Here is a 15,908-nt window from a genome sequence, read left to right as displayed (position 1 = left end):
GTTCGGTGCGCGAGCGGCCATAGACTCCACTACATGTCCCCCGTGATCGTGTGTCTGTGGATTCTCGCCGCCATCTGCGTGGTGACCTGGATGCTCTCTCTGATCACCAAGGAGTACTCCTGGGTCGACCGCATCTGGTCGATCGTGCCGGTCGTCTACGTGTGGGTGTACGCCGTGGCCGCGGGCCTCGCCGATGCGCGACTCGATGTGATGGCCGCCCTCGTGACGCTGTGGGGAGCGAGGCTCACCTTCAACTTCGCGCGGAAGGGCGGCTACGCGCCCGGTGGCGAGGACTATCGCTGGGCACTGCTGCGCTCGAGGATCGGCGGCTGGAAGTGGGTCTCGTTCAACCTCTTCTTCATCGTGATCTACCAGAACGTGCTGCTCTTTCTCATCACCCTGCCCGCATGGACGGCGTTCCAGAACCCCGCGCCGCTCGGCGTGCTCGACGTGGTGGCGGTGATCGCCTTCCTGACGTTCCTGATCGGTGAGACGATCGCCGATCAGCAGCAGTGGGACTTCCATCGGTGGAAGGCCGCCGAGCAGGCTGCTGGCCGGCATCCCGCTCCGCCGTTCCTGCGCTCCGGACTCTTCCGCTATTCGCGGCATCCGAACTTCTTCTTCGAGATCGCGCAGTGGTGGGTGATCTTCTTCTTCGGCACGATCGCCGCCGGATCCGTGCTGCAGTGGACGGTGCTCGGCGCCGTGCTGCTCACCCTGCTCTTCGTGGGCTCCACGGTCTTCACCGAGAGCATCTCGCGCAGTCGCTACCCGGAATACGACGGCTACCGCGCCACGACGTCGGCCGTCGTGCCCTGGTTCCCGCGACGCGCTGACTGACCGCCGGAGACGTCGGGCGCCCGGCATACAGTGAAAACATGTCGTGCATCCGGTTCAACACTCCTGCCCAACGCGAAGCGATGCGGCGTGCGGCGCCGACGATGCTCACCGCGGAAGAAGCGGCGGCTCTGCATCCGATGCCGCCCGTGACCGAGAGCAAGATCCGTCGATTGCGCGTGCTCGCGCTCGATGCCAATCCGAAGATCCGCGAGAGCGTTGCCAGCAGCTACAACACCCCGGCCGACCTCTTCGCGACGCTCGCCCACGACCCCGACGACGGCGTGCGCTCGTGCGTCGCCCGCAACGAGGCGACACCGTGCGACGTGCTGCGCGAACTGTCGCGTGACAGCTCCGAGATGGTCCGCGGCTGGGTCGCGGTGAACTACTTCGTGCCAGAGGACGCCATGGCGCGCCTCGCCGACGATGAGAGCGCGACGGTGCGCTCGCTGGTCAAATGGAAGGCGTCACTGGCCGACCAGCCGGCCGGCGCCTGACCGGCCTGCGCCCGATCGGTCAGCCGAGCCCGTCCACCGCCGCCCAGAGCGCGGCCGGCGATGCGGTGTCGGCGCCGAGGTCGCGGACCCGGTCACGGAGTTCGCGGTCGGAGGTGACGACGACGGCCCGCGCCGGGTCGGGCAGGGAGGCGACGTGCCGCACGATGGCGGTGTCGCCGTCGTGCGGCGCGAGAACGAGCTCGGGAGCGGCGGGATGCCCGGCGGACGGCATCCTCTTCGCCTCGCCTTCCAGCACCACGGTCGTACGCGGCCACCAGACGTCGTGCGGCAGACCGAGCGCCGACGCCGGCCAGCCCGCCTCGTCGAGGCGGGCGACGGCCGCCACGAGCCGAGAAGCGGCCGCGGCGCGGTCGCGCCACCATCCGTCCGGCCTCGCGCCGACGACGTTCGCGGCGTCGACGACGACGACGGGGTCGCGGTCGAGATCGGGTCGCAGCGAGGGCCAGCGTTCGGCGAACCCCGGGTGCAGGGGCAGCGCCGCCACGTCGTCGAAGGCGACCCAGCGCACCTCGATGCTCTCGGCATCCCCGATCACGGGATCGAAGTCGACCTCGGCGGCCGCGACGACCGTGGAATAGGACCACCAGCCGAGGTCGAGCACCGAGGCGAAACGGCGACGAACCGCGCCCTCCGGGACGCCGGCCTCCTCCTCCGCCTCGCGCAGCGCGCCACCTGCCGCGCTCTCACCCTCGTGGCGCGCTCCGCCTGGGAGCCCCCAGGTGCCGCCGAAGTGGCTCCACTCCGCCCTGTGCTGCAGCAGCACACGGCCGTGCCGATCGACCACGAGCAGGCCGGCCGCACCGTAGGTGCCCCAGAATCGTCGTCCGTCTGGTCCGTCCACCCAGGCGTCACCGCTGCCGAGCGGTCGTCGTTGCAGCGTCACAGCGGAGCTCAGCCGGCCCGCTTGCGCCGGGATGCCTTCGGATGCTCCGCCGACTTCTCCTCGCCCGTCTTGGTGGCCGCGCGGTTGCGGTCCACGCTGCGCCTGAGCGCCTCCATGAGGTCGAGCACCTCGCCCTTCTCCCCCTCGTTCTCCGTCCCGAAGGTCGCCTCGGTGTCGATCGAGTCGCCCTGCTCGAGTTTGGCATCGATGAGCGTGCGCAGCTGCATCTGGTAGTCGTCGTCGAACTTCTCGGGCTCGAAGTCGCTCTCGTAGCTGGCGACGAGCTTCGACGACATGTCGAGCTCTTTGTCGGTGATCTTCACGGACTCGGCGAGGCTCGAGAACTCGGGCTTGCGCACCTCGTCGGCCCAGAGCAGACCCTGCAGCATCAGCACGCCGTCGCGCACCCGCAATGCGCCGAGCCTGGTCTTCTGGCGCAGTGCGAACTTGACGATCGCGGTGCGATCCGTGGCCTCCAACGTCTGACGCAGCAGCACGTACGCCTTCGCGGAGCGGGAGTCGGGCTCTAGGAAGTAGCTGCGGTCGAACATGATCGGGTCGACCTGGGCGTTCGGCACGAACTCGACCACCTCGATCTCATTGCTCCGTTCCTCGGGGAGCGAGGCGAGGTCCTCGTCGGTGAGAACCACCGTGCGATCGCCCGCGTCGTAGGCCTTGGAGATGTGCTCGTAGGGCACGATCTCGCCGTCGAGCTCGCAGCGCCGCTGGTAGCGGATGCGCCCGCCGTCTTTGTCGTGCACCTGGTGCAACGACACGTCGTGGTCCTCGGTGGCGCTGTAGATCTTGACCGGCACGTTGACCAGTCCGAAGGCGATGACCCGCTTGCCGATGGCTCGCATACCGTCTATTGCACAGCCCGTGGCGCGGGAGGACAACCCTTCGACCGCACCGCGCCCCCGTCAAGCCGGTTGCGCCGCCCGCGCGCGAGCGTACCGTCGGTGTGATGGGGGCGACGAAGACAGACGACACGGCGCGCACGAGCGGGCCTCAGGTGGTCGAGGTCGACGGGCATCGGCTGAAGCTGACCAACCTCGACAAGGTGCTGTATCCGGCGACCGGCACGACCAAGGCGGACGTGCTGGCCTACTACGCGCAGATCGCACCGCTGCTCATCGGGCACGCGCACGACCGGCCGGCCACGCGCAAACGCTGGGTGAACGGGGTGGGCACGGCGGAGCATCCCGAGCAGGCGTTCTTTCAGAAGAACCTCGACGAGGGCACGCCGGACTGGGTGCCGCGCGTGAGCATTCAGCACAAGGACCACGCGAACGTGTACCCGCTGGTGAACGAGCCGGCCGTGCTGGCCTGGTTCGGGCAGATCGCCGCACTGGAGATCCACGTTCCGCAGTGGCAGGTCGGGCCTCGCGGGGCGAGGCGCAACCCCGACCGGCTGGTGCTCGACCTCGACCCCGGCGAGGGGGTCGGGCTGAGGGAGTGCGCTCAGGTGGCGGCATGGGCGCGCGACATCCTCGCCGACATGGGGCTCGAACCGGTGCCGGTGACCAGCGGGAGCAAGGGCATCCATCTTTACGCGCGGCTGGACGGAGCCCAGACCTCCGATCAGGCGTCGGCGGTGGCGCGCGAGCTCGCCCGTGCGCTGGAGGCTGACCACCGCGACGAGGTGATCAGCACGATGAAACGTGTCGACCGCGCCGGCAAGGTGTTCATCGACTGGAGTCAGAACAACGCAGGCAAGACGACGGTGGCGCCGTATTCGTTGCGCGGAAGGGAGCATCCCACTGTCGCCGCCCCGCGCACGTGGCGCGAGCTCGCGTCGCCGAAGCTGCGACAGCTCGGCTACGCGGAGGTGCTCGACCGGGTGGAGAAGAAGGGCGACCCGTTGGCGGATGCCTCGACCGCGTCGACGAAGCAGGGCGGTGATGCGCACGGGGCAGAGAAGAGTGCCGACCGCGACCGCCTGACCGTGTATCGCAGCAAACGGGACGCCGCCAAGACGCCGGAGCCGGTGCCGGCCGGCACGCCAGCCACGACGTCCGGCCGCTCCTTCGTGATCCAGAAGCACGCCGCGCGCCGCCTGCACTACGACTTCAGGCTCGAACGCGACGGCGTGCTGGTGAGCTGGGCGTTGCCCAAGGGTGTGCCGGAGACCACGAAGCAGAACCACCTGGCGGTGCACGTCGAGGACCACCCGCTCGACTACGGCGGGTTCGAGGGAGACATTCCGCACGGGGAATACGGTGCGGGCCACGTGGATATCTGGGACTCGGGGGTCTACGACCTCGAGAAGTGGCGCGAGGGCGAGGAGGTGATCGTCACCCTGCACCCGTCGCACGACGGCGGCCTCGGCGGCAAGCCGGTGAAGGTGGCGCTGATCCACACCGGCGGGTCGGGCGGCCGTGGGGCGAAGGACGAGAAGAACTGGCTGATCCACCGCATGGCCGTGGATCGTGTGCGCAAGGACTACTCCCCCATGCTCGCCACGCTCGGCAGCCAGCAGCAGTTGGAGCACGACGAGGCGAGGTGGGCGTTCGAGGGCAAGTGGGACGGCATCCGTGCCATCGCCTATGTGCACGACGGCGCGGTGCGGCTGGTGACCCGAAGCGGCAATGACGTGACCGCGCAGTACCCCGAGTTGACCGGGATCGCCGACTCCGTGCGCTCCCCCGTCGTGCTCGACGGCGAGATCGTCGCGCTGAACGACGGACGTCCCGACTTCGGACTGCTGCAGCAGCGCATGAACCTGCAGAACGAGGCCGAGATCTCGCGCGTCGCCTCGCGGGTTCCGGTGCGCTACTACGCGTTCGACGTTCTCGAGCTCGACGGACACGACATCACCGGCGCGGAGTACGAGGTGCGCCGCGCCGCGCTCGAACACGTGCTGACGGACAGGCACCGCGGGGTGGCGCAGGTTCCGGATGCCGTGGAGGGTCCCATCGGGGCCGCGATGGACCGCAGCCGTCGAGACGGCCTGGAGGGCATCGTGGCGAAGGAGCTGCGGTCCACGTACGCGGCAGGCAAGCGCTCCGCGTCGTGGATCAAGGTGAAGCACCACGGCACGCAGGAGGTCGTCATCGGCGGGTGGAAGCCGGGCGAAGGGCGACGCGAGAACGGAGTCGGTTCGCTGCTGATGGGCATCCCGAACGGCGACGCGCTGACCTACGTCGGCAAGGTGGGCACCGGGTTCGGCGACGCCGAGCTCGATGAGATCGCTCGGCGTCTGGGTGCCGTCGAGGCGACGCGGTCACCGTTCGACGACGTGCCCGCGACGGATGCCCGTGGCGTGCACTGGGTGACGCCGACACTCGTCGGCGAGGTGGAGTTCGCCGAGTGGACGAAGGGCGGACGCCTGCGGCAGCCGTCGTGGCGCGGATGGCGCACCGACAAGGAGCCGAAGGACGTGGTGCGCGAGAGCTGAGCGCCTCGGTCGAGCCGTGCGCGGCGACCGCTACGAGACCGGTTCGTCGGCGTCGAGCAGCTCGTTGACCAGGGCGCGCACGATGGACTCCCAGTCGGATCCCTCGTAGTCCGTCTCGCTCTGGCCCCGCACGATGCCGCCGTAGACCGGCTCGTGCTCCTCGCCCTCCGGCGACATGACCGTGAGCGCACCGACGGCCGTGCCGTCATCGGCGCGCACGGACCAGTCCGTCGGCCCCAGTCTGGTGATGACATAGCCGGCGCCCCTGTGTTCGAAGTGCACGCTGTCGTTGTCGAGGATGGACGCGATCATCGCTGTCTCCCTGCTGAGTTCTCGTGACGATTCATCGAGTGGGCTGTGCGAGCTGAACGTTGTCAGGCTATCCCCGCACCGACCGAATGGGCAGTACTCGCATCGTGCTGGGCCGCCGTCGCCTCGCGGATGGCGCGGCCGACGAGCGTGTCGGCCTCGAGCTTGCGCGTCGCCTTCTCGGAGGCCGTGCTCCCGCGCACCTGAAGCTGCACCCTCTCTTCCGCCGGCACCCCCAGCGCGAGCTGACGGCCGCGCTGGAGCTCGGAGGCGAGCTCGGCGCCGATCACGAGCGCGAGGTTCGCCAGCCACACCCAGAGCAGTGCGACCAGCAGCCCGCCGACGGTGCCGTACACCCGGTTGTAGCTGGCGAAAGTGGACGCGTAGAAGCCGAACACCAGCGAGCCGGCGACCATGACGACGACGGCGACCGCCGCGCCCGACGCCACGTAGCGCAGCCGTAGGCCGCGGAGGTTCGGGGCGCCGAAGAAGAGCACGCACACCGCGACCACCACAGCGACCCCGATCACGGGCCACTTCACGATCTCCCAGGTGGCCGACACCGCACCGCCCCACCCGAGCGCCTCCCCGATCGTGCGAGCGAACGGACCGGTCAGCACGAGGGAGAGCACGACGATCACCATCAGCACGAGCACCACGACGGTGATGACGAGCTGACGCGAGCGCAGCGCGAGCGTGCCGCGTCCTTCGGCCACGCCGTAGATGCGATTCACCGCCCGCATGAAGGCTCCGACGTATCCGGACGCCGACCACACCGCGCCGACGATGCCGACGGCGAGACCGATTCCCGCCGCCGTCGAGGAAGTGAGCTGGTTCACGAGACCTGCCAGGGCGGGTTGCACCTGCTCCGGCGCGACGGCATCCACGACATCGAGCAGGGTCTTGGACCCCTCGCCGCCCGCACCCAGAAGACCCAGGACCGAGACGAGCGCCAGGAGGGCGGGCAGAGCCGACAGCACGGAGAAGTAGGTGAGGCCGGCGGCGAGGTCGGAGCATCCGTCTCGCCCGTACTCGCGCAGGGTGCGCGAGAGCACGTAACCCCACGGCATGCGTCCGTAGCGTGCGGATGCCGCGGCCTTCGCCTCACGCTCTCGCAGCGCGACCTGCGCGGGTGACGGCGGTTGCGGCTCGTCGTGGTCGCGCAGCGATTTCGCGAGCTTGCGGGTCTGCTTGCTCGCCCGATGCGCCTTCTTCTTCGCGAGGTCGAGTGGCTCCATCTTCGCCACGGTACGCCGGCACAAGGTTCGGGCCCACCCCTTGCGCTCGGACGCGATCCCTCGCTCGTCTCGCGTCGGCCGGGAATGATGGAGAGGTCCGTCGCGTTGTCGATGCATGCATTCGCATACAAATGGAGAGGGGCCGCTGTGGCCGTGAAGTTCGGACTGGACACCTTCGGGGACGTTCCCCTCGGCGAGGACGGCGCACAGGGCCCGGCCGCCGAGACCATCAGGAACGTCATCGACGAGGCGGTGCTCGCCGATGAGCTCGGCGTCGACGCCTTCGGGATCGGCGAACACCATCGCGCCGACTTCGCGATCAGCGCCCCCGACATCGTGCTGTCGGCCATCGCCTCCCGCACGAAGGACATCACGGTGGGCACCGCGGTGACCGTGCTCAGCTCCGACGACCCTGTGCGCGTCTACGAACGGTTCGCGACGCTGGATGCCGTGTCGAACGGCCGCGCGGAGATCACCGTCGGACGCGGCTCGTTCACCGAGTCGTTCCCGCTGTTCGGATTCGACCTGTCGCAGTACGAGAAGCTCTTCGAGGAGAAGCTGGAACTGTTCAGCCTGCTCCGCGAGGAGGACCCCGTGACCTGGGTGGGCACGGTCCGAGCACCTCTGACGGACCAGCAGGTGTACCCGAAGACGGAGTCGGGCCGGCTCAAGGCGTGGGTCGGAGTGGGCGGCAGCCCGGAGAGCGTCATTCGGTCGGTGCGCTACGGCATCCCCATGGCCCTGGCGATCATCGGCGGCAACGCAGGGCGCTTCGCCCCGTACGTGGACCTGTACAAGCGCGCCCAGGAGCAGCTGGAGCGCGAGCCCATGCCGCTGGCGATGCACTCCCCCGGGTTCGTCGCCGACACCGACGAGCTGGCGATGGAGCAGCTGTATCCGTATCAGAAGGCATCCACCGACCGCATCGGGCGCGAGCGCGGCTGGGCGCCGCAGAGCAAGGAGCAGTACATCAGCGAGGTGCGACACGGGTCGCTGTACGTCGGCTCGCCGGAGACGGTCGCCAAGCGCATCTCCGAGGCGATCAAGGTGCTGGGCGTCGATCGTTTCGACCTCAAGTACGCGAACGGCCCGATGCCGCACGACCTGCTGATGCACTCGATCGAGCTGTACGCCACGAAGGTCATCCCCCGCGTGCGCGAGCTGCTCGCGGACTAGGAGGCGACCCGCCGACCTCACGTTTTCGTCGCGGGCAACGTCTACCGTGTGATGATGCCCCTGCCGTTCGAGACCGTCGTGCGCACACACGGCACCGTCGTGCTGCGCGTGTGCCGCTCGATGCTCGCCGTGCACGACGCGGATGACGCCTGGTCGGAGACTTTCCTCTCCGCCATGGATGCCTACCCGCGCCTCGCCCCCGACGCGAACGTCGAAGCGTGGCTGGTCACGATCGCGCGCCGCAAGTGCATCGACCTGCTGCGCGCCAAGGGCCGCCATGCACTTCCGGTCGAGCACGTTCCCGAAGAGGCGAGCACGCTGGGCCTGCCCGAGCTCGACGCCGAGTGGCGCGAGGAATCGGACCAGGTGGTGCGTGCCGTCGCGACGCTGCCGGAGCGCCAGCGCAAGGCGGTCACCTACCACTACCTCGGCGGGCTGCGATACCAGGAGGTGGCTGACATCATCGGCGGCACGACGGAGGCCGCGAGGCGGGCGGCGGCCGACGGCATCCGCTCGCTGCGACGAACGATGGGAGCCGGGTGATGGCGACGAACGAGCTGACGGAGCACCTCTCCGCCCTGCACGAGCGGCTGCAACGGGAGGCGGGCGAGCGCGGACTGCTCGACATCGCCTACCGGTACACGGAGACACCTGTTGGCAGGCTGCTCGTGGCGAGCACGACGCAGGGCATCGTACGCATCGCGTTCGAGAGCGAGGGCTTCGACGACGTGCTGCAGGCGCTCGCCGACAGGGTGAGCCCGCGGGTGCTGGAGGCGCCCGCCCGGCTCGATCATGCGGTCGCCGAGCTCGACGAGTACTTCGAACACCGGCGCACGGCCTTCGACCTGCCGCTCGACCGGGCGCTCAGCCGTGGGTTCCGCGGCGAGGTGCAGCGCCTGCTGCCCACCATCGCCTACGGGCACACCGCCAGCTACGGGGAGCTCGCGGATGCCGCCGGCCGGCCCCGCGCGTACCGTGCTGTGGGCACGGCCTGCGCCACGAACCCGCTTCCGATCGTCGTGCCGTGCCATCGGGTGCTGCGCGGCGACGGATCGCTGGGCGGCTACGCGGGCGGCCTGGACGCGAAGCGCACTCTGCTCGCGCTCGAGGCCGCGGCGTGACCGGGCCGGCGTCGCCGGGGTCGGCGACGGGCGAGCGGGCATCGCGCGAATCCGCGGGCAGCCCGCTCGCCGGACACCTCGAGCGCGAGGTGGTGCTGCGATCGCTCGTGAACCACAGCGTGCCGGGGGTGGAGCGCGTGGATCTCGACGACGGGACGGTGACGAGGCTGCTGCGCACGGCATCCGGACTCGTTCCCGTGACCGTCGCGGTGCTCGACGACGGCGTGCGGATCCTCGGCGGAGGCGACGCCGAGACGACGGAGATCGTGCGGGAGTGGTTCGACCTCGACACGGACATCGACGCCGTCGGAGAGGCGTTCGCGGGTGACGCGGTGCTGGGCCCGCTGGTGAGGGAGCGGCCCGCCGTGCGGGTGATCGGGCATCCCGATGCCTTCGAGGCCGCCGTGCAGACCGTGCTCGGCCAGCAGGTCTCTCTGGCCGCCTGCCGCACCTTCACCGGGCGGCTCGCGGCCGCCTACGGAGCGCCAGGACCCGGCGAGCTGCTCGCGTTTCCCGAGGCGCGCGTCGTCGCGGACGCCGACCTCGATCAGCTGCGCGCCGCAGTCGGCATCCCGCTCGCGAGGGCCCGCACGGTGATCGCCGTCGCTGCGGCGTTCGCCGACGGGCTGCGCGTGCGACGCGGCGAGGATGCGGCCACGGTGCGCTCCGCATTGCTCGCGCTGCCGGGCATCGGACCGTGGACCGTGGACTACCTGGCTCTGCGGGTGCTGCGCGATCCCGATGCCTACCCCGTCGGCGACCTCGTGCTGCGCAGGGCCCTCGGCGGCGTGACGCCGGCCGCCGCGTCGGAGCTCGGCGAACGCTGGCGACCGTGGCGGGCGTACGCCACGATGCAGCTGTGGACCGCCGACGCGTTCTCCCGCACGTCGTCGGCCTGAGGCATGATCGGCACATGGCTGAATCCCTCGTGGCGCCCATGCTCGCCAAAGCCGTCGACGGCGTCCCCGTCCCGGACTCCGTGCCGGGCGGCCTCTCGTACGAACCGAAGTGGGACGGATTCCGCGGCATCGTCGCGGTCGGCGAGGCGGATGCCCACGGCCGACGGGACGTCGAGATCGGCAGCCGCGGTTCCAAGCCGCTGACCAGGTATTTTCCCGAGCTGGTCTCGGCATTCGCCTGGCAGTTGCCGCGCTGCGTGCTCGACGGGGAGATCGTGCTGCGTCGCGGAACGAGGGGCGAGGAGCGACTCGACTGGGAGGCGTTGTCGCAGCGCATCCATCCGGCCGCAACCCGCATCGCCCTGCTCGCGGAGACGACGCCGGCGATGTTCGTGGCCTTCGATCTGCTCGCCCTCGACGGCGAGGATCTGATGGAGCAGCCGTTCGCCGAGCGCCGCGCCGCGCTGGAGCAGCTCGCGGCGCCGTGGGTCGAGCCGCTGCACCTGTGCCAGACCACGACCGACGTCGAGACTGCCAGGCGATGGCTCGTGGAGTTCGAGGGCGCCGGGCTCGACGGGGTTGTGGCGAAGCCGCTCGCCGCCCCCTATGCCCCTGGCAAGCGCACGATGCTCAAGGTGAAGCATCACCGCACGGCCGACGTCGTGCTGATCGGCTACCGCGTGCACTCCAGCGGACGTGGCGTGGGATCGCTGCTGCTCGGTCTCTACGACAGCGACGGGGCATTGCGGAGCGTTGGCGGCGCATCCGCGTTCAGCAACGCACGCCGACTCGAGCTCGTCGACGAGTTGGAACCGCTGGTCGAGCGCGACGCCGAGGGCAATGCGGTGACCGGAGAGGGCGAGCGGAGCCGCTTCTCGTCGAGCAAGGATGTCTCGTTCGTCACGCTGCGCCCGGAGCGTGTGCTCGAGGTGCGCTACGACCAGCTCGAGGGTGCGCGCTTCAGGCACACCGTGCAGTTCGAACGGTGGCGCGACGACCGCGAGCCTCGCTCATGCACCTTCGACCAGCTCGATCAGCCTGCGGCGTACGACCTGGGCGACGTGCTGGCCTGACCGTTCGACTCGCTGCACGCCCTCAGGGAGCAGAGTGTCGTTGCGCCGCTCAGGCCTCGTCGACGCGGTTGCCTGCGGCGTCCCAGTTGGCGTCGACCTTCTTGCTGGGCTGCACGCGCGGCGGCTCGCCCGGCATCTTCGGGAAGTCGGGAGGGAACGGAAGCTCGCCGAGGCCGTTCTCGGTGTCGCGCCGCCACCACGACAGCAACACGTCGATGCTGCCGGGGTGCGCCCCGAAATCCGCCCACGGATCTCCGGCATCGGCCAGCCGCTGCGGCATGGTGAGCACGGTGAAGTCGTGCGGATCGACAGACTCGAGCTCGTCCCAGGTGACGGGGGCCGAGACGGATGCGTGTGCCAGCGCCCGCGGGCTGTACGCACCCGCCATCGTGCGGTCGCGGTTCGCCTGGTTGAAGTCGACGAAGATCTTCTCTCCGCGCTCCTCTTTCCACCAGGCCGTGGTGACGGCATCCGGCATGCGACGCTCCAGCTCGCGAGCGGCCGCGATGACAGCGTGGCGCACATCGAGGAACTCGTGCTCGGGTCGGATGGGCGCGAACACGTGCAGGCCGCGGTTGCCCGAGGTCTTCACAAACGCATCCAGACCCGCTTCCGCGAGAACGGCACGCAACTCGGTCGCTGCCGGGATCGCGTCGGAGAAGTCGGTGCCGGGCTGCGGATCGAGATCGATGCGGAGCTGATCGGGGTTGTCGGAGTCTTCGGCCCGCGACGCCCACGGATGGAACACGACGGTGCCCATCTGCACGGCCCAGACGATCGACGCGGGCTCGTCGAGCACGAGCTGGGGATGCGACCTGGCGCTCGGGTAGACGACCGTCACGTCGCGCACATAGTCGGGCGTGCCGCGCGGCGGGTTCTTCGAGAAGAACTGTTCGCCGTCGATCGTGTCCCTGAACCTCTGCAGCGACACGGGCCGGTCGCCGTTGGCCGCCAGGAACGGCTCGGCCACCGCGATCGCGTAGTGCGCGAGATCGAGCTTCGTGATCCCCACCTGCGGATACACCACCCGGCCCGGGTGGCTGATGCGCACCCGGCGCACGCCGTGCGGGCCGTTGACGTCGAGCGTTGTCTCGTCTGCCATGGATGACCGCTCAGCCCTGAGCCGAGATGTCCATCATCCAGGCGACCCCGAAGCGGTCGACGAGCTGGCCGAACCAGTCTCCCCACGGCGCCTGCGAGAGCTGCTGGCTGATGTTCGCGCCATCGGAGAGCCGATCCCAGTACCCGCGCAGCGTCGGCTCGTCGTCACCGCTCAGCGAGATCGTGACGGCACCGCCGGGCGTGTGGTCCATGCGGTTCGGCGTGTCGGCGGCCATCAGCGTGATGCCACCGGGCGCCGTCAACTGCGAGTGCATCACCTTGTCGAGCTCGCTCGGCTCCTCCTGCATGTGGAAGTCGCGGAACGTGCTGACCGTGAGGTCACCGCCGAAGACGGTCTGGTAGAACTCCATGGCTTCGCGAGCGTTGTCGCGAAAGCTCAGGTAGGGGCTGAGTACGACGGACATGAGTGTCTCTCCTTCGCCGGCCCCGCCCCCGGGATCTCCGAAAGACGCTGTGAACCGGAAGTGCGCTCTCGTCGGCAACGCTACCTGCGTGCATCCGTCGGCGTCAGCCCCCTGCAGGCAACTCCCCCGCCTCTGCCAGGAGCGCCGGGATGTCGGCGACACCGGGAAGCAGGTGCGTGTGCGGATGCCTGCCCAGCTGCACCGCATCGGCCGCGCCGGTCAGCACCCCGACCACGTACCTCGCACCGGCGTTGTGCCCGGCGCCGAGGTCGTTCGGGGTGTCCCCTGCGACCAGCACCTCGTCGACGCTGCGCACCCCCGTGGCCTCCATGGTGCGGAACACGAGGTACGGAGCGGGCCTGGAGGCGGAGACGTCGTCGGCCGTGGCGATGGCGTCGATGTCGTGGCCGATGCGCCAGCCCACGGCATCCAGCAGCGGCGCCGCCACCTCGAGCGTGTACCCGGTCTGCAGCGCGACCTTCACGCCGTGGCTGCGCAGACTCCTGACCGCCTTGCGCACGCCGTGGAAGAGCGTGGCCTGCGTGGCGGCGTAGGCCTCGTCGAGCCTCCTCGAGAAGACGGCGAAGACCTCGTCGGCACGCGCCGGGTCGTCGCCGATCTCGGTGAGGAGTCCGGTGATCGCCCCGTGCTTGTCGGTGCCGGTCCACCGCGCGAGCACGTCGTCGGCGACCCGGCGGCCGGTGGCGTTCTCGACGCTGGAGCGGAGCACGTCGTAGACGACACCGCCTTCGTCGATGGTCGTTCCTGCCATGTCGAGGCAGACGAGTCGAATGGTCACGGTGTTCTCCTGCTGGTGTCTCCGGAGGTCTCCGGGGTGAGTTGACGGGTGACGAAGACGCGCTGGCTGGTCGGCGTTCTCGCGTTGCGCACCACGAGATCGGCGCGATCGGGCCGGTAGCGATCGTCGGAGTACTCGAGCACCTCGCCGTCGCGCGAGGTGGTGACGCGACGCACGCGCAGCAGCGGCGAGCCGACGGGAACGGACAGGTGGAGGGCGTCCTGCTCATCGGCGGCGACCGCGTCGATGGTGTGCTCGCCGTGGTCGAGCGGAACGCCCTGTTCGATCAGGTGCCCGAAGATCGACCCGGAGTCGGTGTCGAAGTCGAACAGCATGCGGCCGACCCACGCCACGAACGCCGTGCGCTCCAGCATGGTGGGCTCTGCGTCGATGGAGCGCACCCGCAACAGCTGCACGATGTTCTCGTCGTCATCGACGCGAAGCTCGGCGGACAGCACCGGGTCGGCCCTGCGGAGGGCGATCTCCACAGTGTGCTGGCCGGGTATGCGGCCGATGGCCGTGACCCAGGCGGAGAACGAGAAGAAGTCGTCGATCGGCTGCTTCAGCGGCAGCCTGCTCACCGTGGGCACCTTGCCCTGACTGGTCTCGATCAGGCCCTCGGCGCTCAGCGCCGAGATGGCCTGACGTACCGGGCCACGGGAGGCCCCGAACTGTGCGCACAGCTCCGCCTCGCTGGGCAGTGTGTCACCCGCGACGAGGTCGCCGCTGAGGATGCGGTCCCTGATGCTCGTGCGAACGCGTTCGTGGAGAGGCACCGTCATAGCTTGACTATAGATGTCGACACCGGACAACAAGACAGCCCCTTCGGACACCGCCTGTTCACCCGATGTTTGCCTCGAATCGCCGCGATTTCCTGTCAGGTGAACATCTCATGACAAGTGGATGGAATCGGCCGATCCGCCGCCTTCGTCCCTGCAGACTCGAGCCGTGACTTCCGACGACTCCTCCGCCATCGCCCCGCACGCCGACCTCATCGTGGTCGGTGCGGGCATCGTGGGGCTCGCCCACGCCTGGCACGCCGTGCTGCGCGGGATGTCGGTCATCGTGATCGAGCGCGACGAGCGCGCGGTGGGTGCGAGCATCCGGAACTTCGGGCACCTGTGCGCCACCGCGCAGTCGGGTCTCGCGCTGGAGTACGCGATGGATGCCCGCGAGACGTGGCTGCAGGCGGGAGCCGTCGCGGGCATCCCGGTGCGCACCGACGGCACGGTGGTGCTGGCCCGCACGCAGGCGGAGGCCGACGTGCTCGAGGAGTTTCACGCGCTGCGCGACGACGCCGTGAGGATGCTCACCCCCGCCGAGGCCGCGCGGCTGGCGGGCTTCGACTCGCCCGGCCTCGTCGCCGGCGCGCACCTCCCTCTCGATCTGCGCGTCGACTCCCCCGACGCGATCCCGGCGCTCGCCGCGGCGATCGCGGAGCGCGGCGCCGACCTGCGGTACGGCGAGAACGTGCTCGAGATCTCGGGCGGGCTCGTGCGCACGAACCGGCGGGAGTACACGGCCGAGACGGTCGTGCTCGCCGTCGGACACGACGTGGACAGACACTACCCCGAGCTCGCCGCCGAGGCGGGGGTGCAGCGCTGCCGCCTGCGCATGATGGAGATCGAGGCACCCTCCGGCATGACCGTCGCCCCCGGAGTGTTCACCGGCACCTCGCTGCTGCGCTACGACGGCTTCGCGAGCACGGACTCCGCGCAGAGGGTGCGTGCCGAACTCGCCGAGTCCGCGCCCGAGCTGTTAGAGAACACCGTGAACCTCATGTTCACGCAGCGGGCGAACGGTCGCATCGTGATCGGCGACACCCACCACTACGACACCACGCTCACGCCGTTCGAGGCCGAAGAGGTCGACGAGCTGCTGCTCGACCAGTTCCGCCTGCTGTTCGGCGTGCCCGACCTCACGGTGCTGCGGCGCTGGCGGGGCGTGTACGCCTCCGCCCCGACCGGGCCGTTCCTGATGGCGAGCCCGGAGCCCGGGGTGGTCGTGGCATCCGTCACCAGCGGCATCGGCATGACGACGGGCTTCGGGCTCGCGCGTGCCGTTCTCGACGAGCTCGTCTCCTCCCGACAGGCCCACACCGCAGCGTGAGCCCCCACGACTTCACCGACCAC

Annotated in this window: 17 protein-coding genes; 9 read left to right on the top strand and 8 right to left on the bottom strand. The window is 69.6% G+C overall.

The window, feature by feature from the left end:
* The first annotated feature begins 33 nt into the window (after nt 1–33).
* Nucleotides 34–840, top strand: coding sequence for a DUF1295 domain-containing protein (locus FPZ11_RS01565; RefSeq protein WP_146317797.1), 807 nt, complete (start codon nt 34–36; stop codon nt 838–840).
* A 38-nt stretch (nt 841–878) separates the two neighbouring features.
* Entirely contained in the window at nt 879–1,334 is a 456-nt protein-coding gene (locus tag FPZ11_RS01560; protein ID WP_146317795.1) for a hypothetical protein, read from the top strand.
* A gap of 19 nt (nt 1,335–1,353) precedes the next feature.
* Here FPZ11_RS01560 and FPZ11_RS01555 read toward each other — a convergent pair whose 3' ends face one another.
* Both FPZ11_RS01555 and ku read right to left on the bottom strand, forming a co-directional pair.
* Nucleotides 1,354–2,238, bottom strand: coding sequence for an NUDIX domain-containing protein (locus tag FPZ11_RS01555; protein WP_246846465.1), 885 nt, complete (start codon nt 2,236–2,238; stop codon nt 1,354–1,356).
* Nucleotides 2,239–2,246: 8 nt separating this feature from the next.
* A complete protein-coding gene (ku, locus tag FPZ11_RS01550) occupies nt 2,247–3,098 on the bottom strand; it encodes a non-homologous end joining protein Ku (RefSeq protein WP_146317791.1) in 852 nt (283 codons plus the stop codon).
* A 104-nt stretch (nt 3,099–3,202) separates the two neighbouring features.
* On the opposite strand from ku, the gene FPZ11_RS01545 reads away from it, so the two are divergent.
* Nucleotides 3,203–5,635, top strand: a complete 2,433-nt coding sequence (locus tag FPZ11_RS01545) for an ATP-dependent DNA ligase (RefSeq protein ID WP_146317789.1) — start codon at nt 3,203–3,205, stop codon at nt 5,633–5,635.
* Nucleotides 5,636–5,665: 30 nt separating this feature from the next.
* Here FPZ11_RS01545 and FPZ11_RS01540 read toward each other — a convergent pair whose 3' ends face one another.
* Both FPZ11_RS01540 and FPZ11_RS01535 read right to left on the bottom strand, forming a co-directional pair.
* Nucleotides 5,666–5,947, bottom strand: coding sequence for a hypothetical protein (locus FPZ11_RS01540; RefSeq protein ID WP_146317787.1), 282 nt, complete (start codon nt 5,945–5,947; stop codon nt 5,666–5,668).
* Between the two features lie 62 nt (nt 5,948–6,009).
* On the bottom strand, nt 6,010–7,182 hold the full coding sequence (locus FPZ11_RS01535) for a YihY/virulence factor BrkB family protein (protein ID WP_168203708.1): 1,173 nt from the start codon (nt 7,180–7,182) through the stop codon (nt 6,010–6,012).
* 147 nt (nt 7,183–7,329) lie between these two features.
* On the opposite strand from FPZ11_RS01535, the gene FPZ11_RS01530 reads away from it, so the two are divergent.
* Genes FPZ11_RS01530 through FPZ11_RS01510 form a run of 5 tightly spaced genes read left to right on the top strand, consistent with a single transcriptional unit; the run spans nt 7,330 to nt 11,451 of the window.
* Nucleotides 7,330–8,358, top strand: coding sequence for an LLM class flavin-dependent oxidoreductase (locus FPZ11_RS01530; protein WP_246846463.1), 1,029 nt, complete (start codon nt 7,330–7,332; stop codon nt 8,356–8,358).
* A gap of 54 nt (nt 8,359–8,412) precedes the next feature.
* Nucleotides 8,413–8,901 (top strand): RNA polymerase sigma factor, encoded by a 489-nt coding sequence (locus tag FPZ11_RS01525; protein WP_210415934.1) that lies wholly within the window; start codon nt 8,413–8,415, stop codon nt 8,899–8,901.
* Nucleotides 8,901–9,479 carry a methylated-DNA--[protein]-cysteine S-methyltransferase gene (locus FPZ11_RS01520; RefSeq protein WP_146317781.1) on the top strand — a complete coding sequence of 193 codons (579 nt, stop codon included), beginning with the start codon at nt 8,901–8,903 and terminating at the stop codon, nt 9,477–9,479. The genes FPZ11_RS01525 and FPZ11_RS01520 overlap by 1 nt, the downstream gene beginning before the upstream one ends.
* Entirely contained in the window at nt 9,476–10,378 is a 903-nt protein-coding gene (locus FPZ11_RS01515; protein WP_246846462.1) for a DNA-3-methyladenine glycosylase family protein, read from the top strand. The genes FPZ11_RS01520 and FPZ11_RS01515 overlap by 4 nt, the downstream gene beginning before the upstream one ends.
* 14 nt (nt 10,379–10,392) lie before the next feature.
* Entirely contained in the window at nt 10,393–11,451 is a 1,059-nt protein-coding gene (locus FPZ11_RS01510) for an ATP-dependent DNA ligase (RefSeq protein ID WP_146317779.1), read from the top strand.
* A 49-nt stretch (nt 11,452–11,500) separates the two neighbouring features.
* On the opposite strand, the gene ligD is transcribed toward FPZ11_RS01510, so the two are convergent.
* The 4 genes from ligD to FPZ11_RS01490 all read right to left on the bottom strand — a co-directional run bounded on the left by ligD (nt 11,501) and on the right by FPZ11_RS01490 (nt 14,558).
* The gene (ligD, locus tag FPZ11_RS01505; RefSeq protein ID WP_210415933.1) at nt 11,501–12,553 is read right to left on the bottom strand and encodes a non-homologous end-joining DNA ligase; all 1,053 of its coding nucleotides are present in this window, start codon (nt 12,551–12,553) and stop codon (nt 11,501–11,503) included.
* 10 nt (nt 12,554–12,563) lie between these two features.
* The gene (locus FPZ11_RS01500; RefSeq protein ID WP_146317777.1) at nt 12,564–12,977 is read right to left on the bottom strand and encodes a VOC family protein; all 414 of its coding nucleotides are present in this window, start codon (nt 12,975–12,977) and stop codon (nt 12,564–12,566) included.
* 103 nt (nt 12,978–13,080) lie between these two features.
* Complete coding sequence (locus FPZ11_RS01495) at nt 13,081–13,776, bottom strand: phosphonatase-like hydrolase (protein ID WP_146317775.1); 696 nt, start codon at nt 13,774–13,776, stop codon at nt 13,081–13,083.
* Entirely contained in the window at nt 13,773–14,558 is a 786-nt protein-coding gene (locus FPZ11_RS01490; RefSeq protein ID WP_146317773.1) for a GntR family transcriptional regulator, read from the bottom strand. The genes FPZ11_RS01495 and FPZ11_RS01490 overlap by 4 nt, the downstream gene beginning before the upstream one ends.
* Nucleotides 14,559–14,724: 166 nt before the next feature.
* Between FPZ11_RS01490 and FPZ11_RS01485 the strand changes: the two genes are divergently transcribed.
* Complete coding sequence (locus FPZ11_RS01485; RefSeq protein ID WP_246846460.1) at nt 14,725–15,885, top strand: TIGR03364 family FAD-dependent oxidoreductase; 1,161 nt, start codon at nt 14,725–14,727, stop codon at nt 15,883–15,885.
* The last annotated feature ends 23 nt before the right edge of the window (nt 15,886–15,908 follow it).

Origin of the sequence: Humibacter ginsenosidimutans (assembly GCF_007859675.1) — a bacterium.
GTDB lineage: Bacteria > Actinomycetota > Actinomycetes > Actinomycetales > Microbacteriaceae > Humibacter > Humibacter ginsenosidimutans.
The sequence above is the reverse complement of the archived record's forward strand: the minus strand, read 5'-3'. Positions and strand labels throughout refer to the sequence as shown.